Origin of the sequence: Actinoplanes sp. HUAS TT8 (genome assembly GCF_051380535.1) — a bacterium.
Taxonomy (GTDB): domain Bacteria; phylum Actinomycetota; class Actinomycetes; order Mycobacteriales; family Micromonosporaceae; genus Actinoplanes.
In genome coordinates this window covers 2239132-2261243 of the sequence record NZ_CP195646.1, presented here as the reverse complement: position 1 = coordinate 2261243, position 22112 = coordinate 2239132, and the positions used below count along the sequence as shown (strand labels likewise).

The following is a 22112-nucleotide window of genomic DNA, read 5'->3' as shown; positions in this document are numbered from 1 at the left end:
GGAGAGACCGCGTTACTCGGGGGAGGCCGGGAGGCGCAGGCGCATGGCCGCGCCCTCGGACAGGTCGTCCACCGTGAGCGTCCCCTGATGCGTGGTGATGATGTCGCGGGCGATGGCCAGCCCCAGCCCGGACCCGCCGCCGTCGCGGGACCGGCTGTCGTCGAGCCGCACGAACCGGTCGAAGATCCGCTCGCGGTCGGCCCGCGGGATCGGCGGACCGTCGTTGCCGACCACGATCTCGCCCTGCCCGTCCCGGCCGGTCAGGCTGACGGTGACCCGTTCGCGGGCATGCCGCACGGTGTTGTCGACAAGATTCCGCAGTACGCGGGTCAGCTGATCCCGGTCCCCGGTGACCCGCACCGGCGACACCCCGCCCTCGACCCGCAGGTGCGGATGCTCCACCGAGATCCGCTCCCGTTCGGCGAAGACCAGATCGTCCAGGTCGACGTCCTCCCGGCGGGCCGGCACCGGTTGATCGTCGACCCGGGCCAGCAGCAGCAGGTCCTCGACCAGGCGCGACATCCGCGCGCTCTCGGACTGGATGCGCCGCACCGACGGCGACCGGTCGGTGCCGGCCAACAGGTCGGCGTTGGCCCGGATGGTGGTGAGCGGGCTGCGCAGCTCGTGGCTGGCGTCCCCGACGAACCGCCGCTGGGCCGCGGCCGACGCCTCGATCCGGTCCAGCATCGTGTTCATGGTGGTGGCCAGCGCCGCGATCTCGTCGTCGGCCTCCGGCAGCGGCAGCCGGGCGTGCAGGTTGGTGGCGGTGATGGTCGCGGCCCGTCGGCGCATCGCCTCGACCGGCAGCAGGGTCCGCCCGACGAAGTAGAACGTGGCCACCCCGACCATCAGCGCCAGCACCGGCAGCCCCAGCAGCAGCGCGACGAGGATCGCCTCGGTGCTGTCGCTGACCGCGTCCATGGACTCGGCCACCAGCACGATCCGTTTGCCGTCGGCGGTGTTGACCCCGGTCGCCACCACCCGCCACGGCTCACCCTCGCCGACCGGCAGATTTTTGCTCTCCTGCTCGCGGCGGCCGACCGCCGGGCGCAGGCCGGACATTGCGGGCAGGTCGGCGATCGCGGTGGACGCGCCGACGACCTGCCCGTCCTGGGTGACCACCTGGACCAGGCTGCGGCCGGCTTTCGAGGAGCGCAGGGCGACGTCGAGCGCGGCCGCGTTCTGCGCGGTGAGCGCGGCGGTGACCTGGGCGGTCCGGTCGCTGGCGGCCGAGTTGACGTTGTCGAGCAGGATGCCCCGGGCGGTGAACAGCAGGATCGCGCCGGCGAAGACCGAGGCGAGGACGACCACGATTCCGGCGGCCAGGGCGGAGCGCATCCGAACGCCGAGTCGTTTCCGCAACAATCGGAGCATGACGGTCACGGTAACCGGGCCTTTCTGAGGACGTACTGAAAGTGGATTTCAGCGGTTTCTCAGGTCGAATGAAAAAGGGTGCGCGCATGCGAGTGCTGGTGGTCGAGGACGAAGTGGCGATGGCGGAGACGATCCGCGACGGGCTCGCCCGGGAGGGGTTCACCGTCGATCTGGTCCATGACGGGACCGAGGGTTTGTGGACCGCGACCGAGAATCCGCACGGTTCCTACGACGCGATCGTGCTGGACATCATGCTTCCCGGCCTGTCCGGATACGAGGTCTGCCGGCAGTTGCGGACCCGCGAGGTGTGGACGCCGATCCTGATGCTGACGGCCAAGGACGGCGAGTACGACCAGGCCGACGCTCTCGATCTGGGGGCCGACGACTACCTGATCAAACCGTTCTCGTTCGTCGTTCTGATCGCCCGTCTGCGTGCGCTGATCCGTCGCGGTGCACCGCAGCGACCTGCGGTGTTGCGCGCCGGTGACCTCTCGCTGGATCCGGCCGAGCGGCGGGTGCTGCGCGGCGACACGCCCGTTTCGGTGACGCCGCGCGAGTTCGCCCTGCTCGAATTCCTGATGCGGCATCGCGGGCAGGCGATGACCAAGACCGCGATCATCGAGAACGTCTGGGACGCGCATTTCGACGGGGATCCGAACATCGTCGAGGTGTACATCGGTTACCTGCGCAAGAAGATCGACCACCCGTTCGGCCGGGCCGCGATCGAGACGGTCCGCGGCGCCGGTTATCGCCTGGCCGAGGAGGGCTGAGCGCGGCGGGCCCGGAGGATTTCCACGGCGACCGGAATGACGGACACCGCGACGATGCCGATCAGGATCAGCTCGATGTTCGATTTCACGAACGCGATCTGCCCGAGGAAATACCCGAGCGTGGTCACGCCGCAGCCCCAGAGCACGCCGCCCACGACATTGAAAATCACGAATTTGCCGTACGGCATGAGCGCCGCCCCGGCCACGATCGGCGTGAACGTGCGGATCACCGGCACGAAGCGGGCCAGCACCAGCGACTTGGCACCGTGCCGCTCGAAGAACGTGCCCGCCTTGGCCAGGTTCTCCTGCTTGAACAGCCGGGAGTCGGGCCGCCGGAACAGGGCCGGCCCGACCTTGCGGCCGAACAGGTAGCCGGCCTGGTCGCCGAGCACCGCGGCGACCGACACGAGCAGGCACACCAGCCACAGCGGCTGATGCAGCAGCGTGCCCCCGGCCACGAGCAGCCCGGCGGTGAACAGCAGCGAGTCGCCGGGCAGGAGGAACCCGACGAGCAGGCCGGACTCGGCGAAGACGATCGCCAGGATTCCGGCCAGGCCGACCGTGGTGATCAGCGACTGAGGATCGAGCAGCGAATGCATGTCCCGCAAGGTAGGAGCGGGAAGCTGAGAAACCGTTGAAGGCGTCCGCGTTCAGGAAATCCTCAGTCCGGCGCGACCATCGTTCCGGCCATGACAGCGCGACCGCCCCGCCGACCCGCCACCCCGCCCGTCGTGATCTTCTCGGCCAGTATCGGGGCCGGTCATGACGGCGCCGCCCGGGAGCTCGCCCGCCGGCTCACCGAGCGGGGTGTTCCCTCGGTCCGGCACGACTTCCTCGACATGCTCCCGGCTGGGCTGGGCCGGGCCCTGCGCGACACCTATGCCCGCCAGTTGCGTTCCGTGCCGGACAGCTGGGGCTGGCTGCTCGACAAGATGGCCGGGCCGCGGATGTCGGCCGGCGCCGGCGCGCTGTCGTCCGGGCTGGCCGCGACCCGGATGCTGGCCGCGATCGGCGCCGACGCGTCCGCCGTGGTCTCCACGTATCCGCTGGCCAGCCAGGTGCTGGGGCGGCTGCGCCGGAGCGGGCGGCTGACCGTGCCGGCCGCCGCGGTCATGACCGACCCGTCGGTGCACCCGCTCTGCGTGGCCGACGGCATCGACCTGCACCTGGCGCCCGGCCGGCACACGGCCGACCAGATCCACGCCATGAACGCGCCGGTCCTGACCGTGTCCCCGATCGTCGACCCGGCGTTCCGGCCCGTGTACGACCGTGCCGAGAAGGCGGCGATCCGGCGGCGGCTGGGTCTGCCCGCCGACGAACGCCTGGCCCTGGTGATCGCCGGATCGTGGGGCGTCGGTGACGTCGAGCGGACCGCCGCCGACATCGCCGCGACCGGGGCGGCCCTGCCGGTGGTCGTCTGCGGTCGCAACGAGACGCTGCGGCGACGCCTGCACGAGACCGGGACCGCGGTCGCGCTCGGCTGGGTCGACACGATGCCCGATCTGCTGCGCGCGGCCGACGTCGCCGTCCACAACGCCGGCGGGCTGTCCAGCACCGAGGCGATGGCCAGCGGCGTCCCGGTGATCAGCTACCGCTGCCTGCCCGGGCACGGCACCGCCAACGCGGCGGTCCTGGCCGCCGGCCGGCTGTCGCCGTGGCCGCAGACCCGGGTCGAGCTCGCCGCCGAGTTGTACGCCGCCGTCGACGGGCCGTCCCGGCAGCGGCAGCAGGACGTCTTCACGACCTTCCGGGACGACCTCGACGCCGCCGACGTCGTCGCCCTCCACGACCGCCGGACGACCCTGATCCCCGCCTGAGAGGCCTCGCCATGAAACTCGCCGCCACCGCCGGAGTCGTCACCGCCCTGGCCGCCGCGCACGCCGGACCCGCGCTCGCCGCGATCGGACCGCTGCGCCGCCGCCTGCTGCCCGCGCTGTCCGGGATCGGCTCCCCCGGTCACGTCGCGCTGACCTTCGACGACGGCCCGCACCCGGAGGCGACGCCGCGGCTGCTGCGCATTCTCGACGCCCACGGCGTACGCGCGACGTTCTTCCTTCTCGGCGAGATGGCCGAGCGGCACCCGACGGTGGCCCGGTCGATCGTGACCGCCGGGCACGAGGTCGCGGTGCACGGCTACGAGCACCGGCTGCTGCTCAAACGCGGCCCGGCCGAGACCGTCGAGGACCTGGCCCGGGCCACCGCCGCGATCACCGCGGTCACCGGGCAGGAGCCGCGCTGGTGGCGCCCGCCCTACGGGGTGGCCAGCACCGCGGCGCTGGTCGGGGCCCGCCGGCTCGGCCTGGCCCCGGTGCTCTGGACCTGCTGGGGCCGGGACTGGACGCGGAGCGCCACCTCGGACTCGGTGTTCCGGGCCGTGCGCCGCGGTCTCGCCCCGGGTGGCACGATCCTGCTGCACGACAGCGACCACGCGGCCGTCGCGCGTTCGTGGGAGTCGATGATCGGCGCGCTGCCGGCGATCCTGGTCCACTGCCGGGCCCGGGGCTTCGCGGTCGGCCCGCTGAGCGAGCACGGCCTGGCCGCCGCTTGACAATCTCCTACGAAATGTAGGAGCTTGGCCAGGTCAGGTAAGGCTACTAACTTGGGGATGTCTCCGTGGGCGGCGCGTTCTTCGCCAGTTATCTCATCGGTCTGCGTGACGGCCTGGAGGCCGCGCTCGTCGTGTCCATCCTGGTCACGCTGCTGGCCCGCTCCCAGCGCCGGGACGGCCTGCTCCCCCTGTGGATCGGGGTCGCCCTGGCGATCGTCTGCGCCGCCGCACTCGGCGCGATCCTGACCTACGTCGCCACGTCCGTGCTCTCCGGCGTCCGGCTGGAGCTGTTCGAGGCCGTCACCTCGCTGCTTGCGGTGGCCATGGTCACCTGGATGATCTTCTGGATGCGCAGCAGCGCGCGGACCATCAAGACCGAGCTGACCGGCAAGCTCACCGAGGCGTTCGGCCTGGGCCGGTACGCGGTCGCCGCGCTCGCGTTCGTCGCGGTCATCCGGGAGAGCGTCGAGATGGTGCTGCTGGTCTTCTCGGCCGCGCAGGCGGCCAGCGAGACCGTGGCGCCGCTGCTCGGCATGCTGGCCGGCGTGGTCTCGGCCGTACTGCTGGGCGTGCTCATGTACGCGGCGGTCGCCCGGGTCAACCTCGGCCGGCTGTTCACCGCCACCGGCGTGCTGCTGGTGGTGGTCGCGGCCGGGATCGCCAAGTACGCCGTGCACGGCTTCCAGGTCGCCGGCTACCTGCCCGGCTCCACCACCGTCGCCTACGACTGGTCGGCGACGATCGAGCCGGCCTCCTGGTACGGCACGCTGCTGGCGGCCACCGTCAACATCACCCCGGTGGCGACCGTGCTCGAGGTCGCGGCGTTCACCACGTACGCCATCGTGGTCTTGATCTTGTTCTTGCGCCCGGCCGGAAAGCGGACCGCGGTCGCCGCATAAGCCTTCCTCTCTCCCCTGGAAAGGGTTCGCCCCCGGAAGCCCGGCTTCCGGGGGCGGATCTTTCCGGTCACCCGCCGGCCTCAGACGAGAGCGGCGACGAGCAGGGCGAACGCGGCGATGATGACGGCGACCCGCAGGTAGTGGAAGCGGTCCCAGCGGTTCAGCTGCTGCTTCCAGTCGGCCGGCCGGGTCTGCGGGGTCCACGTCTTGCTGCGGTTGTTGATCGGGACGAGCAGCAGGATCGACATGATCACGCTGAGGATCAGCAGGCCGCCGGCGACGACGACGAGACCGGTGCCGTCGTGGTGCCACGCGGCGACGGCCCAGATCGCGGCCAGCACGAGCGAGCCGATGTACCAGAACGGCATGAGCGCGCCGAGCATCCGGCCGCCGTGAGCGCGGCCGAGCTGGGAGCTGTCGTCCGGGAGGGCGTCGAGGATCCGGTTGATGACGAAGGCGACGGAGAACTCCACTCCGACCATGACGCCGACGACCACGACGGTGAGCACCTGGAGTGCGCTGAGCATGACGACTCCTCCTGAATTCTAGCGTTGATAGCTGATGTGCCAACGCTAGCATTGCTGCCGCTCGATTGGCTAGCGGTGCTAGGATCGGGTCATGTCAGTGCAGGAACGCAAGGAACGCGAACGGGCCGAGCGCGAGCGCCTCATCCTGGCCACCGCCCGCGAGATCGCCGAGCAGCAGGGCTGGGACGCGGTCACCACCCGCCGGCTGGCCGAGCGGATCGAGTACAGCCAGCCGGTTCTGTACAGCCACTTCCGTGGCAAGCGGGAGATCATCGGCGCGATCGCCCTGACCGGCGCCACCGAGATGGCCGCGGCGCTGCGGGCCGCCGCCGCCGGCGCGGACGGCCCGCACGCCCGGGTCACCGCCCTGGCCCGCGCCTACCTCGACTTCGCCACCCGCAGCCCGGCCGTCTACGACGCCATGTTCCAGCTCGACGGCGGCCTGGCCTGGGCGCGCGACGACACTCCGGAACCGCTGAAGGACGCCTTCACCGCCCTGCTGGAGAACCTCGGCGAGGTCACCGGCGACGGCGTCTCCCCCGGGCTGTTCACCGAGCTGTTCTGGGCCGCCCTGCACGGGCTGGCCACGCTGACCCGGGCCGGGCGGCTACCGGCCGAGGACGCCGAGCGGCGGATCGCACTTCTGGTCGATCGACTCGCCGTGATCTGAGACACCTCGCCGGCCCGGCCGGGGCCACGCCCCGCGACGCGACTGGAACCGGCCGTGAGCCTGCCGGGGTATTTCGGGTAGATTTCCGGGCCCGAGAAGGCTTTTGGCGGACTCGGTCCCCGGCGGGCGGTGCATGGCCCGATGTCTATTCAGAAAATAACGAATCGATGATGGCGTTCGGCCCGAACGGACAGTTTCGTGTACCGTTCCAGCCATGTTCGATTTCGAGTACGAGACCGATGTACAAATCCAAAGTGCACCCTTCCGGGAGCGAATAGGCTCTCTTTCCGGCACGGTCTTCGCCATGGTCGGCGTGGTCCTCGCGGTGATGGCGGTGCCGAGCTTCGCGCTGGTCTGGGCCGTGCGGGTGATCGGTGGCTGACCCTTGTACGAGTGGTGATCAGGACATGACGATCCGGTAATCATTTGTTGGGGTCGTGCGTTTCGCAGTCGCATGGTCACGACCCGCAATGGCGTATTCAGTTCACCAAGGCGTTCAATCGGGCGAGCGCCTCATCCGGCAGGTCGAGGTCCGCGGCGGCGACATTCTCACGCAGGTGCGCGACCGATGACGTACCGGGAATGAGAAGGATGTTCGGCGACCGCCGCAGCAACCAGGCCAGCGCGGTCTGCTGCACCGACGCGCCGACCGAGGCGGCCACCTCCTCCAGAACCCCGGACTGCACCGGGGTGAAACCGCCCAGCGGGAAGAACGGCACGAACCCGATCCCGTCGGCGGCCAGCTCGTCGATCAGGGCGTCGCCGTCGCGCAGCACGATGTTGTAGAGGTTCTGCACGAAGACGACCGGGGCGATCTCCCGCGCCTCGGCGACCTGCTCCGCGGTCACATTCGACAGACCCAGATGGCGTACGAGACCCTCCCGTCGCATCTCGACGAGCTCGCCGAAGCGGTCGGCCAGTGACCCCGGCCCCTCCACGCGCAGATTCACGGCGTCGAGCGCATCCAGCCCGAGGTGCTTCAGGTTGTCCTGCACCTGCTCACGCAGGTTGTCCGGCGACGGGTCCCAGCTGCCGTCCGGCCCACGCCGAAAGCCGATCTTGGTGACGATGCGCAGATCTTCCGCGTACGGATGAAGCGCCTCCCGGATGATCTCGTTGGTCTCCACCGGGCCGTAGAAGTCGCTGGTGTCGATGTGGTTGATGCCCAGCCCGACGGCGGTGCGCAGGACCCGCACGGCCTCGGCCCGGTCCCGCACCGGTCCGAACGCGCCGGGCCCGGCGAGCTGCATCGCGCCGTAACCCATGCGGGTCAGGACCAGGTCGTCGGCAAGAGTGATGGTGTCTCGGTTCATGCCACCGATCGTGCTGCGCCCGAACCGGATCCGGCAGCTACGGATCGTCCTGGTACAACCGGTACCAGGCTGGTACCGGCGACCGGTGGCAGCATGGAACCCATGGATCAACTCGGTGCGACGCTGCGCTCCTGGCGCGACCGCCTCGACCCGGCCGCCGCCGGGCTGCCGCACCACTCGCCGCGCCGCGTGCCCGGCCTGCGCCGCGAGGAACTGGCCGTGCTGGCCGGCATCTCGGCCGAGTACGTGGTCCGTCTCGAACAGGGCCGCGCCCCGACACCGTCCGCCCAGGTCTGCTCGGCGCTGGCCCGCGCGCTGCGGCTCACCGACGACGAGCAGGCCCACCTGATGCGCCTGGCCGGGCACGCCGCCGGCCCGGACCGGGTCCCCCGGATCATCCCCGGCAGTCTGTACCGGATCATCGAACGGCTCGACGGCCACCCGCTCGCCGTCTACGACGCCGCCTGGCAGCTGCTGCACTGGAATCCGCTGCTCGCGGCCACCTTCGGCGACCCGACCGTGCGCGGCCCGGAAGCCCGAAACGTGCTGCTCATGCACTTCGAGGGCAGCATGAGCCGGATCCGGCAGAGCCCGGCCGAACGGGCCGCGTTCGAGGAATCCCTGGTCGCCGACCTGCGCGGAACCACCAGCCGCTACCCGGACGACCCGGCCGTGACCGCGCTCATCGCGCGCCTGCACCGCAGCCCGCGCTTCCGTGAGCTGTGGACCCGCCGATCGGTCGCCGCACACCAGGGCGCCAGCAAGATCGTCGAACATCCGGAGGTCGGCGACATCGCCCTGGACTGCGACGTGCTCACCACCCAGGGCTCCGACCTGCACCTGGTCGTCTACACCCCGCGGCCGGGCACGGACGCCCGCGGCAAACTCGACCTGCTGGCCGCCATCGGCACCCAGGAGATGTCCGCGCGGTGAGTGCGGTTACTCTGCCGGTTTCCGCGACACCCGCGAGGTTTCCGTGACGATCTACTTCTACGGCGCCGACGAGGTCCCCTACGGGTGCTTCTCGAACTTCTCCGATCACGGCTTCGACCTCGACGGGGTCTGGTGGCCGACCTCGGAACACTACTTCCAGGCGCAGAAATTCAAGGGCACCCGCCACGCGGATCTCGTGCGGCGGGCTCGCACACCACTGCGAGCGGCCGAGCTGGGCCGCGACTCGTCGAAACCCCTGCGCAGGGACTGGGAGCGGGTCAAGGACGACGTGATGCGCCGGGCAGTCGGCACCAAGTTCCGCGCCCACGCCGACATCCGGGACATCCTGCTGTCCACCGGTGACGAAGAGATCGTCGAGGACACCACCACCGACCACTACTGGGGCCGGGGCCGGACCGGGAACGGCCGGAACATGCTCGGTCGGATCCTGGCGCAGACCCGCAACCAGTTGCGCGAGCCCGGCCCCGGGCAGCGCTAACGGCGCGGCCGGAACGGGGCGAGAGTGGCGCGGATCAGGTCGGCCGCACCCCAGTCGTCGTCGAACTGAGCCAGCACGGCCAGGTGCTGCCGCAACTGAATGATCGGCATCCGGTCCGGCCAGCCCCCGTCCAGCGAGGTCAACTCGGCGTAGACCGCGAAGAACCGTCGCGCCTCGGGCGGCGGCGCCGTCGTCCACACGTGGGCCAGGTCGACCTCGGCCCACATGTAGGACACCGCCGGGTCGATCAGCGCCGGCCGCCCGTCGGCCGTGGCCATGACGTTCTGAGTCCACAGGTCACCGTGGGTCAGACCGGCCGGCCGATCCGGCAGCAGGTCGGGCAGGCGCGTGCACAGACGTTCCAGGGCGGCCCGGTCACCGGCGTCCAGGGCCGCCTCGACACGCGGCTCCCCCAGCCACCGCAGCAGCCGATGCTCGGCGAAGAACGCGAAACCGTCATCGGCCCACGTGTTGACCTGCCGGCGACGGCCCAGCCAGTTGTCACGATGCCAGCCGAAGCGCGGATGGGTCGTACTCGTATGCAGCCGGGCGACCGCGTGCGCCAACCGCTCCCAGAAACCCTCATCGGACGGCCGCGGCCGCAGCACCGACAACACCAGCAGCTCCCGGTCGGCCCGGATCACCTCGGGCGTCGCCACCCCGCCGAGCTCCCGCAGTGCCGTCAGCCCCTCGGCCTCGGCGGCGAAGACGTCGTCCTCCGGGGTCTCGGCGAACGCCTTGACGAACACCGCCGACCCGTCCCGCCGCCTGGCGATACCCGCGACGGCGGCCAGCCCGCCGGCCACCGCCTCGACCGAGACGACGTCGGTCATACCCGCCCGATGCAGGCGGTCCAGCAGGAAAGTCACGGGAAGGTCCTCTTTCGGATGGCCCTGAGGAACCTGGGCCCGGCGGCTGCCCGTTGTGCCGGGGAGGTCCGTGACCGGTGGGTTCTCCGCGGGAAAGGCCCGCTCCACGGACGGGAGCGGGCCTCGCGCACGCACATCGGACGCGAGCCCGAGGGCGAAAGCGGTATCGCGGGTCAGAGCTTGCCGGCGGTGCGGGCGCGGATCAGTTTGATGAGGCGGATGTCGATGTCGCGGTCCTTGTTGCTGGTCGGGTCGGTGACGACCTGGACGTAGCAGACGCGGTCGCCGATCACGTAGGTGGCGGTGTTGTCGCTGGCGAACCGGATGCCGTCCGGGCCGGGTTCGCCCGGGCCGGCCACCTCGTCGACCGGCACTTTCCCGTCGAGGGTGGTTTTCGGGCTGCCGATGCTCACGGTCACCGAGTGGTAGTTGTCCTGGTTCTCCCAGGTGCAGACGCTCTCGCCGACGCCGTTGCCGGGCTGGCCGCCGTCGTTGGCGCCGATGATGTCCTTGACCTCGGCGGCTTTGAGCAGGGTGCAGGAGTCGACGGCCGGGGTCTTCTTGGTCTTGGCCGCGGCGGGGGCGCCGGCGGCAGCGGGTTGATCCGCGCTGGTGCTGGTGTCGCTGGAGCAGCCCGCGGCCGCGCCGAGCAGGGCGAGAAGGGAAACGCCGGCAACGACCGTGTGACTCATTGATCTCACTCGGTGATCATCGCAGGATCGGCCGAGGGGTCACATCACACGATCGTGCCAGCGGGCCTCGGGGAGACGGCGTGGGAGCACACCGTCTCCCCGAGGGCCGGATCAGCTCAGGCCGAACCGCTGGTTGGCCTGGCCGCTGCAGTCGTAGAGCTGGACCTGCTGGCCGTTGCCGGTGCCCCAGACGTCCAGGCAGCGCCCGGACTGGACTCCGGTGATGGTGCCGTTGCTGTTGACGTTCCACTGCTGGTTGGTCTGGCCGTTGCAGGCGTAGATCTGCACGGCCGCGCCGTTGCCGGAGCCGGCCGCGTCCAGGCACCGGCTGCCGTACACGGTCAGCTGCTTGCTGGAGGTGTACGTCCAGGCCTGGTTGCTCTGGCCGTTGCAGTCGTAGAGCTGGACCCGGGTGCCGTTGGTCTGGGTCGCGTTGGGCACGTCGATGCACCGGCCGGACTGGGCGCCGACGATCCGTCCGCCGCCGGCCGGCGGGGTGGAGGTCGACGGTGACGGCGACGGCGATCCGGTGCTGCCGCTCGGGGCGGGCGAGGACGGGCCCGGTCCGGCGGCGTTGAGAGCGTTGAGCACCGAGGTGTAGGCGGATTTCTTGTTGCCGTTGCCGTCGAACAGCAGCGGGCTCTCACCGGAGCGCCACGAGTCGCTGTCGCGGACACCCCAGACGGTGATGCCGATGCAGCGGGACACGTTCATGCAGGCCTGGGTCAGTCCGGAGTACTGCGAGGTGGACGCGTTGGTGACGTCGACCTCGGTCAGGGCTACGTCCACGCCGAGGGAGGCGAAGTTCTGCAGGGTGGTCTGGAAGTTGGAGGGCAGCGAGCTGCCGCCGGTGAAGTGGGTCTGCAGGCCCACGCAGTCGATCGGCACGCCCCGGGACTTGAAGTCGCGGATCATGTTGTAGACGCCCTGCGTCTTCCCGTACGACCAGTTCTCGATGTTGTAGTCGTTGTAGCAGAGCTTGACGTTCGGGTCGGCGTTGCGGGCGGTCTTGAACGCGACCTCGATCCAGTCGTTGCCGGTGTTCTGCAGGTTGGAGTTGCGCCGGCTGCCGTCCTCGTTGAACGCCTCGTTGACGACGTCCCAGGCGGCGAGTTTGCCCTTGTAGTGGGCCATCACGCCGTTGATGTGGTCGATCATCGCCTGGCGCAGGCTGCTGCCGCTCAGGCCCGACCACCAGCTCGGCTGCTGGGAGTGCCAGGCCAGCGTGTGGCCGCGCACCTTCAGGCCGCGCTGGGTCGCCCAGTTGTAGATCTGGTCGCCGGCGCTGAAGTTGAACTGGCCGCGTGACGGCTCGGTGGCGTCCGGCTTCATCTCGTTCTCGGCCGTGATCATGTTGAACTCGCGGCCGGCGATCGTGGAGTAGGTGCTGTCGTTGAGCCGGCTGGCGGCGATGGCCGTACCGAAGTAGCGGCCGGATTGCGCGGCGGCGGCGCCCAGGGTGCTGGCCGCGGCGTTGGCGCCGGGGGCCACGAGCAGGACGCCGAGGGCCGCGACGGCGGCGGCGCCGGCGGCCAGCAGCGCCCGGCGTCTCGTCGACCGTTGGCGGATCGGGGATTCGGTGGTCACGAAGGCCTCCCTCATCGGCTCCGCGCGAGGCCGCCAAGGATCACGCACACGGCGGGGACCGTGCACGCGAAAGAAAGTCGGTTGACCGCAGAGCCATCTCGTAAAGACGGGCTTCAATGCAGTGCAATGCTGGCACGGTAACACCGCCGAAACAAGTGCTTCCGGAAATATTCCGGAAGTATCAGAGACTTAAGAAAGCAGATAAAGCCGCCCTCACCTGCAGTTACAGGGATCCTGATCAACGCAACAACGAGATCTCCGGCGTAACACAGAAGAGCAATTCCGAAAGTTTCGGCAAAAAATCCGAGAATTGCATTGCCGCCGACTTTCCGTGAGGGCCGCACATAACAAAAAACGCCGGCCCGGCGCGCTCGTACCAGACGAAGCGCACCGGGCCGGCTCCCCACCGGTTACCGTTGAAGCGTGAGCAGACCCGGCCGCCACGGCAGCTGGTCGTAGGCGCCACCCGCGCTCGGGTCCTTGCCCTGGTAGAGCAGCTGCAGGTTGCACGGGTCGACGGTCTTGGTCTGATCCGGGTTGGTGCGGACCAGATCGCCGTGGCTGATGTCGTTGGTCCAGCTCGCGCCGCTGTTGGCCTTACCGGCGAACGGGTTGCTCTCGCTCGCCGCCTGCGGCGTCCACGACCCGCTCAGGCTGCTCGCCGTGAACGACCGGAAGTAGCGGCCCTGGCTGCCGATCGCCTCGACGATCATCAGGTACTGGTTCTGACCCTGCACCTTGTACACCTCGACCGCCTCGAACAGGTTGTTGGTCGAGTCGCTCATGATCGTCGTGTAGGACGAGCCGAAGCTGCCCGGGAAGTTCCCGATCGGCATGCTGGCCCGATAGATCTTGCCGTTGTCCCCGGCGAAGAACAGGTACATGTTGGTGCCGTCGCCGATCAGCGTCTGGTCGATCACGCCGGTGCCGGATCCGGTGATCGAGCCGGTGAACAGCGTCTGCGCCGACGACCAGCCGTTGGCGTTGGTCGGATCGCTGGAGGTCTTGTAGCTGAACGCGGTCGGACCCCACTGGTAGGCGAGCACCCAGATGTTCTTCGGCGCGAAATAGAACAGGGTGGGCGCCACCGTGCCCTGACTCATCCCGTTCTGACTGGCCGAGGCCATGTCGGACCAGTTGGTGAACAGGCCGAAGTTCATCGAGCCGTAGCCCGAGCCGGAGACGTTGGACGCGTAGACCAGATGCTTGCCGTTGTAGACGACGTTGGTGAAGTCCTTCAGCGACACCCAGCCGGACTTGGGATTGGCCAGGGAACCCGTCGACGACCAGCGGTAACTCGACGGCAGGGTGCACGTGCCACCGGACGTCGAGGGCGAGGGCGAGGAGGACGGCGACGACGGGGGCGGGCTGGAGGGCACGGTCCCTCCGCCGCAATTCACCCCATTCACAGCAAAATTCGACGGTACGGGGTTGGCCCCGCTCCACGCCCCGGTGAAACCGAACGACACGGTGCCGCCGGTCGCGATCGCACCGTTGTAGCTCACGTTCTTCGCCGTCACCGCCGATCCGCTCTGCGTCACCGTCGCGTTCCACGCCTGCGTGACCGTCTGGCCGGAACCGTACGACCAGGTCAGCGCCCAGCTGGAGACCGCGTCCCCGAGGTTGGTGATCGACACGTCGGCGTTGAAGCCGCCCTGCCACTGCGAGGACACGGCGTACTTCACCGAGCAGCCGGCCGCGGCCGCGTCCGCGGGCATCGCCGCGACGACCGCGGTGGAGGCCAGCACGGCGACGCCGGCCGACATCAGGAGCCTGGATCTGATCATGATCTCTCCGTTCGGACGAGCATCAGGCGACCCGTACGAGTCGCCAGTTGTTGTCGGCACTGCCGTTGTCGGAGTCCTGCACGACCTGACTCCCCCAGGCGGTCGAGGCGTTCAGCACGGCCAGGACCTTGCCGCTGTTGACGTTGCGCAGGCGGTAGGAGCCGTCGCTGTTGGCGACCGGGATCCACCGGTGATCGGCGGTGCCGTTGTCGGCCCACTGCAGGACGCGGGCGTTGTCGGTGGTGGCCATGTTCTCGACGCCGAGGACCTTGCCGCTGTTGACGTTGCGGAACCGCACGGCGCCGTTGTCGGCGATCTGGACCCAGAGGTGGTCGGCGGTGCCGGTGTCACCCCAGACGACGGCCGAGCCACCGTCGGCCACGGACATGTCCTGCACGCCCAGGACCAGGCCGGACGCGACGTTCACCAGCTTGTAGGAGACGTCTCCGGAGGTGTTCCAGTAGACGGCGTAGTTGAAGCCCTGCGCGTCGTGGAACGGACCGAGGTTGACCGTGGCGCCGTTGGCGGTCGCGGTGAAGGCCAGACTGCTGGTGCCGGTCCGGGCGATCGACGACACGGTCAGCACCGGGTTGCCGGACAACGTGGTGCTGCCGTAATTGCCGGCCAGCACCACCGGGCCGTACGTGATGGCCTGGATGTTGGGGTTGTCGTTGGTGGGTTGCGGGATCACGCGCATCGGCAGTCGCACGGTCAGCACGTCCCCGGCCGCCCAGGTCCGGGTGACGGTGGCGTAGCTGCCCGCGGTGGCGCTGACGTTCTGGGTGACGCCGTTGACCGCGAGGCTCGCGCCGGTGGCCCAGCCGGGAATGCGGACCCGGATGCTCCAGGACCCGCTCATCGTGCCGGACAGGGTCAGCGTGGTGGTGTCGCCGACCGGGTACGACGTGGCCTGGGTGACCGTGAGGCCGCGCTCGGCCCAGCTGAGCACCGACGGCGTGAACAGGTTCACGGTCAGGGTCGTGCCGTTGTAGAAGTAGATCGAGTCCATCAGCCTGGTGTTGGTCTCGACGCCGGTGCCCTGGCAGCACCAGAAGCTGTTGTAGTCGGTCGACCAGGTCCCGCCGCCCCAGGCCGGCCCGACGCCGCGACGCCCACCGGCCTTCAGCGGCGTGAAGTAGGTGATGTGCCCATGGCTGTCGGCCGGGTTCTGCGCGCCGATCAGATGGTTGAGCAGCGCCCGTTCGAAGAAGTCGAAGTAGGCGGCGCGACCGGGATCGGTCAGCCACAGCTCGCGGGTCAGCTTGAGCATGTTGTACGTGTTGCAGTGCTCGCACGTGTCGTTGGTCAGATACCCGGCGATGGCGTTCGGGGCGCGGAAGTGCTCGGCCTGGCTGTTGCCGCCGATGACATAGCTGTGCGCGCCGGTGGTGAGGTTCCAGGCGTTGAGCCCGATGTCGCGGTAGCGGGTCGTGCCGGTCGCCTTGTACTCGCGAACCGCACCCACCCACTTGGGCACCTGGGTGTTGGCGTGCAGCCCGTTGAGCTGGTCGGTCCCGGACGCGAGCGGAGCGAACACGGCGGCGTGGTCGAAGCGCTGGGCCGTGGTGAGCCACCGGGAGTCGCCGGTCTGCTGGTAGATGTCGGCCAGCACCTCGTTCATGCCGCCGAACTCGGTGCCCAGCATCGCCTGCATCTGGCTGCTGCTGAGCCGTGCGGTCCGGGTGTCGACCCAGCCGGCCAGGCGCAGCAGGACGTCGCGGGCGGTGGTGTTGCCGATCAGCCGCCACACGTCGAGCAGCCCGGCGAGGGTCTTGTGGACGCAGTAGTAGGGCACGTTGCCGTTGCTCAGGGTGCGCGCTTCCAGGGCGGTGAAGTCGGACTCGGGGAACCCGGAGAGGTAACCGTTGGACGCCTGGCACGCGGCCAATTCGGCGACCATGTAGTTCGCCTTGTCCCGGCAGGTGGTGTCGCCCAGGGCGGCCCACGCCTGGGCCCAGGCGGTCAGGAAGTGGCCCTGCATGTGCGTACGGAAGGGGAAGTTCGGCGCGTCCCAGCCGCCGTTGGCGGCGGCGCCGCCGGTGGATCGGCCGTGGTTGGCCCGGAAGTTGTAGAGCAGCCGGTCGACGTCGACGAACCGCAGGTAGGTGAGGGTGCGGCTCTGGTTGTCGAGCCAGCGCCCGGCGGTCAGGCGGACCTGGCCGAGCGCGAACGGGTAGGCCGAGACGCCGAGGTCGGCGCGGGCCGGGGTCACCGCCGCGGCCCGGGCCGGGGTGACGCCGCCGAGCGTGGTGGCGACCGCGCCGGCTCCGGCGGCCTGTAACAGGCGTCGGCGGCTGATCGGGAACGGGGTCATGGGGACTCCTGACGGGGAAAGGGGCCCCGATGGGCCGGAAGGGGGCCGGCCCATCGGGGTGGATCGGTTACCGCTGCAGCGTGAGTACGCCCGGCCGGTACGGAAGCAGCCCGTAGTCGCCGCCCGAGCTCGGGGAGCGGCCCTGGTAGAGCAGCTGCAGGTTGCACGGGTCGATCGTCATGGTCTGGTCGGCCGTGGACCGGATCAGCTCGCCGTGGCTGATGTCGTTGGTCCAGCTCGCGCCGCTGTTGGCCTTACCGGCGAACGGGTTGCTCTCGCTCGCCGCCTGCGGCGTCCACGACCCGCTCAGGCTGCTCGCGGTGAACGACCGGAAGTAGCGGCCGTTGCCACCGATGGCCTCGACGATCATCAGGTACTGGTTCTGGCCCTGCACCTTGTAGACCTGCGGCGCCTCGAACAGGTTGTTGGTCGAGTCACTCATGATCGTCGTGTAGGACGAACCGAAGCTGCCCGGGAAGTTCCCGATCGGCATGCTCGCGCGGTAGATCTTGCCGTTGTCCCCGGCGAAGAACAGGTACATGTTCGACCCGTCGCCGATCAGCGTCTGGTCGATCGGCCCGGTGCCGGAGCCGGAGATGCTGCCGGTGAACAGCGGCTGCGCCGACGACCAGCCGTTGGGGTTGGTCGGGTCGCTCGACGTCTTGTAGGAGAACGCGGTGCCACCCCACTGGTAGGTGAGCACCCAGATGTTCTTCGGCGCGAAGTAGAACAGGGTCGGCGCGACCGTGCCCTGGCTCATCCCGTTCTGGCTCGCCGAGGCCATGTCCGACCAGTTGGTGAACGGGCTGAAGTTCATCGAGCCCCAGGTCGATCCGGTGTCGTGCGTGGTCGCGTAGACCAGGTGCTTGCCGTTGTAGGGGACGACGGTGAAGTCCTTCAGCGAGACCCAGCCGGACTTGGGGTTGGCCAGCGAACCGGTCGACGACCAGCGGTAGGTCGACGGCAGCGTGCAGGATCCGGAGGGGGGCGGCGAGCTCGGGGTACCACCACCGCCGCCGAGTTTCACGAGCTGCCACTGCTGGTTGGCGCCGTTCCAGTCGCTGTACTGCACGATGTTGGCGCTGTCCGCGGTCGAGGCGCCCTGCACCTCGACCGCCTTCCCGCTGTTGCGGTTGATCAGCTGGATGTAGCCGTCGATGTCCTGGATGCTGAACTGCTGGTTGGTGGTGTTGTTGTCGGTCCACTGCACGATCGCGCCGCCGTCGGCGGTCGACAGGTTGTAGACGTCGAGCACCTTGCCGGACAGCTTGGACTTGAGCCGGTAGTAGCCGCTGCCCGAGTCGACGAACTGCCACTGCTGCTGGGACTGGTCGTTGCGGGTCCACTGGGTGATCCGGGCACCGTCGTTGGTGGCCAGGTTGTACAGGTCCAGCGCCTTGCCGCTGTTGCGGTTGACCAGCACGTAGGAGGCGCTGGTGTCGATCGTCGCGGCCGACGCGGCCGAGGCGGTGACCGCGACGCCACCGGCGGCGGCGAGCATCATCGTCGCGGCGAACACTTTCAGACGTAATGGCATGTCGGTCTCCCTAGGGGGTGGTGAGATCGAATTTGCTGACCGTTACCGCGCCGCCCAGGGCCTGGGTGGCGTAGTTGAAGATGCCGAAGCGGTAGCCCATGAAGAACTGCCAGGCGTTGTTGAGCGTGAAGGCCGGGCCGAGCGTGGTGAACGTGCTGCCGTCGGTGCTGTACGAGAACGTCGCGGTGCGGCCGGAGCCGGGCCGGATGTCGGCGCTGGCCCGCAGCCAGATCCGGCCACCGCTCACGGTCGCGCCGGCCGCCTCGTTGCCGGTGCCGGTGGTCGCCCAGCTGGAGTTCATGGTCAGCCCGTTGGTCATCGACACCCGGGTGACCCCGTTGTCCTTGCGGATGCCGATCCAGGCCGACGAGTCGCGCAGCATCGCCAGGCCGGACCGGTCACCGTTGACCATCTGTGAGTAGTCCAGCGCGATCGTGGCGGTCGACGTCGGCCCCTGGATCCGGTGGGTGAGCGTGTTCCGCGCGTTGTAGAGGTCGTTCGTGACCGTCGCGGTGGACAGCCGCAGCCCGTTGCCGACACTGAACCTGCTGGTGTCCGGGTTGTGGTTCCACTCCCAGCGCGGTCCCAGCGTGCTGCCGGTGAACGTGTCGGCGCCGATCATCGACTGCACGGTCCTCGACGTGGTGATGTTCGGCCTCGGATAGGAGGCGCCCCACCGGCCGTTGACCGTGGTCAGAACCGGCCAGTCGTTGCTCCAGGTGATCGGGGCCAGGGTCGGCACCCGGCCGCCGGGGTAGGCGTCGGTGAACGCCATGTACCACCAGTCACCGTTCTGGGTCTGCACGAGCCCGCCCTGGTGCGGCACACCGCCCCCGGAGATCGGCCCGGGAAGATCAAGAAGGACCTGCCTCTGCTCGTACGGACCCCAGGGGCTGGTCGACCGCAGCACGTACTGGCCGTTGGCCGGGCGGGTCACCCAGATGTAGTAGTAGTTGCCGCGCTTGTACATCCGGGAGCCTTCGAGCGTGCCGATGCTCGACGGTGTCGTGTAGACGGCCTGGGACCGCACCTGCGACGTCAGGTCGGAGGACAACTGGGCGACGCTGATCGTGCCATTGCCGTAGGCGACATAGGGGGTGTCGTTGTCGAACAGCAGCCCGGCGTCGTAGTAACAGTTGTTGATCCGGGCCTTCTTCGACCAGGTCCCGTCGACCGCGGAGGCGGTGTAGACGTAGGTCCGGTTGAATTCGGTGCAGCCCAGCCAGTAATACGTACCGTTACTGGGCCGGTAGTTGAAGGCCGAGGCCCAGATGCCTTTGACGTACGCCCGGGAGCCGTTCAGGTCGTAGGCGTTCGAGTCGAAGTCCAGTCGCGGCACCGAGTGCCCGGCGTATTCCCAGTTGACCAGGTCGTAGGAGCGCAGGATCGGCGCACCGGGCGAATAGTGCATGGTCGACGCCGAGTAGTAGTAGGCGTCGCCGACCCGGATGATGTCGCCGTCGGCGAAGTCCTGCCACACCACCGGATTGGTGAAGGTGCCGGTGGACGTGGAGCCGCCGGTCTTCACGAGCTGCCACTGCTGGTTGGCGCCGTTCCAGTCGCCGTACTGCACGATGTTGGCGCCGTCGGTGGTCGCCGCGTTCTGCACCTCGACCGCCTTGCCGCTGTTGCGGTTGATCAGCTGGATGTAGCCGTCGACGTCCTGGATGCTGAACTGCTGGTTGGTGGCGTTGTTGTCGGTCCACTGCACGACCGCGCCGCCGTCGGCGGTCGAGGCGCCGGAGACGTCGAGCACCTTGCCGGACAGTTTCGACTTCAGCCGGTAGTAGCCGCTACCGGAGTCGACGAACTGCCACTGCTGCTGGGACTGGTCGTTGCGGGTCCACTGGGTGATCCGCGCGCCGTCGTTGGTGGCCAGGTTGTACAGGTCCAGGGCCTTGCCGCTGTTGCGGTTGACCAGGACATAGGACGCGCTGGTGTCGATCGTCGCGGCCGACGCCGGGGTGGTGGCGGTGACCGTCAGCGCCACGGTCAGGACGGCGGTCAGGGCGGCGGCGAGCAGGCGCCGCGACCGGCGGGGGATGTCGGGGGAAGCCCTCATCGTCAGCTCCTCGAATCGGGTGATTTTTTTGCACCGGCACCAAATTGGGAACGCTCACATTCGTCAGCGATATTGCCAGACGGTTTCATGCGTTTCAATTCCTTAACCGCCCGACCAGCACGGCCGTGCGGGCATAACAAATCGCGGAGAATTCCTCCGTCATATCGCGGGAAAAAGCGCTCCCGCGTTTTTGTTATGTGTGGCCGGGCGCCGGGGTCGGCTCAGCCGGCGAAGGCCGGGCGGGCCAGGAACGAACCGTCGGCCAGGAATGCCGCCGATCCGTCGATCTGATCGACCCACAACTCGTCGCCGCGGTGCCGCAGGAACCAGCCGGGATAGTTGGACGATTCCAGCATGAACGAGCCGGCGATCCGACCGGGTTTCGGACAGAAGGTCGCATCCCCCCGGAACAGCTTGGAACCGTCGTAGGGGTTGAGCCGCAGCCGCCACGACGAGTGCCGCAGGTAGCCGCCGTCGGACGCGCGGAACGAGAAGCACTCCGGATCGTTGAGCCCGGCCACCGCCTGGAAGCTGGCCTGCCGCCGGGCGGTCACGGTGTTGCCGGCGGTGACCGCGGTCAGTACGCCGTAGCCGCCGGCCGCGGTGACGTAGCGGCCGGTGGCGTCGGCCGCCTCCAGCGACACCGGTCCGGCCCGCAGAACGCCGGTCTCCCCGGCCGAGGCCGACCCGCGAGCGGTGGGCGTAGCCGTGGCCGCGCTCGACCGGGCCGCTGTCGGGGCCGCGATCGACCTCGGCTGCGGGGTTTCCGCGACCGTCGCCGGCCGGGGCACCGACGGTCCGGTCACCGCGACCGCCCCGGCCGCGGCGCCCACGATCAGGGTTCCCGCGGTGACCACGGCCACCACCGGATGCGCCGCCAGCGCCCCGAACAGGCCGGCCTTGCCCGCGGCACCGGCCAGCGCCGCCCCGCCGCCCTTGTTCAGGACGGCCGCCGTCAGGGCCACCGGCACCGGCAGCAGCGCCAGGCTGGGCAGCAACCGCTCGGTCGGCACCCGGTCACCGGCCGCCCGGGCGCACACCGGGCAGGTCCGCACGTGCCGGGCCAGGCGTTTGCGCCAGCGCGGCGCCGGCGTCCCGGGCCAGCCGGTCAGCTCGGCGTCCAGGTCCGGGCAGCGCGGCCGGGCGTCGAGCGCGGCCACGATGGCCCGGCCGGCCTCGAGCTGGGCCCGCATCCGCTGGACGCGGACCCCGGCGTGCACGACGGTGATGCCGAGCGCCTCCGCGAGCTCCGCCCGCGACAGCCGCCCGGCCACCTCCAGCCACCACAGCGACAGCAACGCCCGGTCGTCCGGGTCGAGCCAGCGCCCGGCCCGCTGCACCTGGCGGCGCTGGGCCGACAGCTCGACCCGCAGGTCGGTGACCCCCTCGAAGCGGGCCCCGGCGTCCGGCAGCTCGGTGGCGTCGACCAGCGGCGCCACCCGGGCGGCGTCCCGGGCGACGCGGTGCTGGTGGGTGCTGACCTGCCGCAGCGCGATGGCCACGAGCCACGACCGGAAGCTGTCCGGCGAGCGCAGCGACCCGAGCTGCCGCAGGGCCCGCACCATCACGTCCTGCGTGACGTCGTCGACGTCGGGATGCCCGTCGAGCGCCTGCCGCACGATCGTGTAGACCATCGGCAGGTGGGCCGCGACCAGCTCGTCCAGCGCGGCACGGTCCCCGGCCTGGGCCGCTCGCACCAGGCCGGATCCGCTCGTCCGGGTCACTCCCATG

Annotated in this window: 20 protein-coding genes; 8 read left to right on the top strand and 12 right to left on the bottom strand. The window is 69.5% G+C overall.

Features of this window, described 5'->3' with window-relative positions; translation table 11 throughout:
- Positions 1-12: 12 nt before the first annotated feature.
- Complete coding sequence (locus ACSHV8_RS09860; RefSeq protein WP_436531573.1) at positions 13-1374, bottom strand: ATP-binding protein; 1362 nt, start codon at positions 1372-1374, stop codon at positions 13-15.
- Positions 1375-1460: 86 nt separating this feature from the next.
- Between ACSHV8_RS09860 and ACSHV8_RS09855 the strand changes: the two genes are divergently transcribed.
- Positions 1461-2144 (top strand): response regulator transcription factor, encoded by a 684-nt coding sequence (locus ACSHV8_RS09855; protein ID WP_436531571.1) that lies wholly within the window; start codon positions 1461-1463, stop codon positions 2142-2144.
- Here ACSHV8_RS09855 and ACSHV8_RS09850 read toward each other — a convergent pair.
- Positions 2120-2743, bottom strand: a complete 624-nt coding sequence (locus ACSHV8_RS09850; RefSeq protein ID WP_436531569.1) for a DedA family protein — start codon at positions 2741-2743, stop codon at positions 2120-2122. The two genes, ACSHV8_RS09855 and ACSHV8_RS09850, sit on opposite strands and share 25 nt — an antisense overlap.
- Positions 2744-2833: 90 nt before the next feature.
- Between ACSHV8_RS09850 and ACSHV8_RS09845 the strand changes: the two genes are divergently transcribed.
- From ACSHV8_RS09845 to efeU, 3 genes are all read left to right on the top strand, one after another.
- Entirely contained in the window at positions 2834-3961 is a 1128-nt protein-coding gene (locus tag ACSHV8_RS09845; protein ID WP_436531568.1) for a glycosyltransferase, read from the top strand.
- Between the two features lie 11 nt (positions 3962-3972).
- A complete protein-coding gene (locus tag ACSHV8_RS09840) occupies positions 3973-4692 on the top strand; it encodes a polysaccharide deacetylase family protein (protein ID WP_436531566.1) in 720 nt (239 codons plus the stop codon).
- 65 nt (positions 4693-4757) lie between these two features.
- Positions 4758-5591 carry an iron uptake transporter permease EfeU gene (gene efeU, locus ACSHV8_RS09835; protein WP_436531564.1) on the top strand — a complete coding sequence of 278 codons (834 nt, stop codon included), beginning with the start codon at positions 4758-4760 and terminating at the stop codon, positions 5589-5591.
- Positions 5592-5671: 80 nt separating this feature from the next.
- On the opposite strand, the gene ACSHV8_RS09830 is transcribed toward efeU, so the two are convergent.
- Positions 5672-6118 (bottom strand): anthrone oxygenase family protein, encoded by a 447-nt coding sequence (locus ACSHV8_RS09830; RefSeq protein ID WP_436531563.1) that lies wholly within the window; start codon positions 6116-6118, stop codon positions 5672-5674.
- A gap of 91 nt (positions 6119-6209) precedes the next feature.
- Between ACSHV8_RS09830 and ACSHV8_RS09825 the strand changes: the two genes are divergently transcribed.
- Together ACSHV8_RS09825 and ACSHV8_RS09820 are read left to right on the top strand one after the other, a co-directional pair.
- Positions 6210-6788: a TetR/AcrR family transcriptional regulator gene (locus ACSHV8_RS09825; protein ID WP_436531561.1), complete on the top strand. Its 579-nt coding sequence runs from the start codon at positions 6210-6212 to the stop codon at positions 6786-6788.
- A gap of 214 nt (positions 6789-7002) precedes the next feature.
- Positions 7003-7170, top strand: coding sequence for a hypothetical protein (locus ACSHV8_RS09820; RefSeq protein WP_436531560.1), 168 nt, complete (start codon positions 7003-7005; stop codon positions 7168-7170).
- A 97-nt stretch (positions 7171-7267) separates the two neighbouring features.
- Here the strand turns inward: ACSHV8_RS09820 and ACSHV8_RS09815 are convergent, their stop codons facing one another.
- The gene (locus ACSHV8_RS09815) at positions 7268-8101 is read right to left on the bottom strand and encodes an oxidoreductase (RefSeq protein WP_436531558.1); all 834 of its coding nucleotides are present in this window, start codon (positions 8099-8101) and stop codon (positions 7268-7270) included.
- Positions 8102-8203: 102 nt separating this feature from the next.
- Here ACSHV8_RS09815 and ACSHV8_RS09810 point away from each other — a divergent pair, with 102 nt between their 5' ends.
- Together ACSHV8_RS09810 and ACSHV8_RS09805 are read left to right on the top strand one after the other, a co-directional pair.
- Positions 8204-9034: a helix-turn-helix transcriptional regulator gene (locus tag ACSHV8_RS09810; protein ID WP_436531556.1), complete on the top strand. Its 831-nt coding sequence runs from the start codon at positions 8204-8206 to the stop codon at positions 9032-9034.
- A 43-nt stretch (positions 9035-9077) separates the two neighbouring features.
- On the top strand, positions 9078-9533 hold the full coding sequence (locus tag ACSHV8_RS09805; protein ID WP_436531554.1) for an NADAR family protein: 456 nt from the start codon (positions 9078-9080) through the stop codon (positions 9531-9533).
- Here the strand turns inward: ACSHV8_RS09805 and ACSHV8_RS09800 are convergent.
- The 8 genes from ACSHV8_RS09800 to ACSHV8_RS09765 all read right to left on the bottom strand — a co-directional run bounded on the left by ACSHV8_RS09800 (position 9530) and on the right by ACSHV8_RS09765 (position 22111).
- Positions 9530-10402, bottom strand: coding sequence for a fructosamine kinase family protein (locus tag ACSHV8_RS09800; RefSeq protein WP_436531552.1), 873 nt, complete (start codon positions 10400-10402; stop codon positions 9530-9532). The genes ACSHV8_RS09805 and ACSHV8_RS09800 overlap by 4 nt on opposite strands.
- A 173-nt stretch (positions 10403-10575) precedes the next feature.
- Positions 10576-11094: a DUF3558 family protein gene (locus ACSHV8_RS09795; protein WP_436531550.1), complete on the bottom strand. Its 519-nt coding sequence runs from the start codon at positions 11092-11094 to the stop codon at positions 10576-10578.
- 111 nt (positions 11095-11205) lie between these two features.
- Positions 11206-12681 carry an endo-1,4-beta-xylanase gene (locus ACSHV8_RS09790; protein WP_436531548.1) on the bottom strand — a complete coding sequence of 492 codons (1476 nt, stop codon included), beginning with the start codon at positions 12679-12681 and terminating at the stop codon, positions 11206-11208.
- 410 nt (positions 12682-13091) lie between these two features.
- Entirely contained in the window at positions 13092-14468 is a 1377-nt protein-coding gene (locus ACSHV8_RS09785) for a non-reducing end alpha-L-arabinofuranosidase family hydrolase (RefSeq protein ID WP_436531546.1), read from the bottom strand.
- 22 nt (positions 14469-14490) lie between these two features.
- The gene (locus tag ACSHV8_RS09780; RefSeq protein WP_436531544.1) at positions 14491-16782 is read right to left on the bottom strand and encodes a beta-L-arabinofuranosidase domain-containing protein; all 2292 of its coding nucleotides are present in this window, start codon (positions 16780-16782) and stop codon (positions 14491-14493) included.
- Positions 16783-16849: 67 nt separating this feature from the next.
- On the bottom strand, positions 16850-18319 hold the full coding sequence (locus ACSHV8_RS09775) for a non-reducing end alpha-L-arabinofuranosidase family hydrolase (protein ID WP_436531543.1): 1470 nt from the start codon (positions 18317-18319) through the stop codon (positions 16850-16852).
- Positions 18320-18329: 10 nt separating this feature from the next.
- Complete coding sequence (locus tag ACSHV8_RS09770; RefSeq protein WP_436531542.1) at positions 18330-20381, bottom strand: family 43 glycosylhydrolase; 2052 nt, start codon at positions 20379-20381, stop codon at positions 18330-18332.
- Positions 20382-20602: 221 nt separating this feature from the next.
- Positions 20603-22111, bottom strand: coding sequence for a sigma-70 family RNA polymerase sigma factor (locus ACSHV8_RS09765; protein ID WP_436531541.1), 1509 nt, complete (start codon positions 22109-22111; stop codon positions 20603-20605).
- Position 22112: the final 1 nt, after the last annotated feature.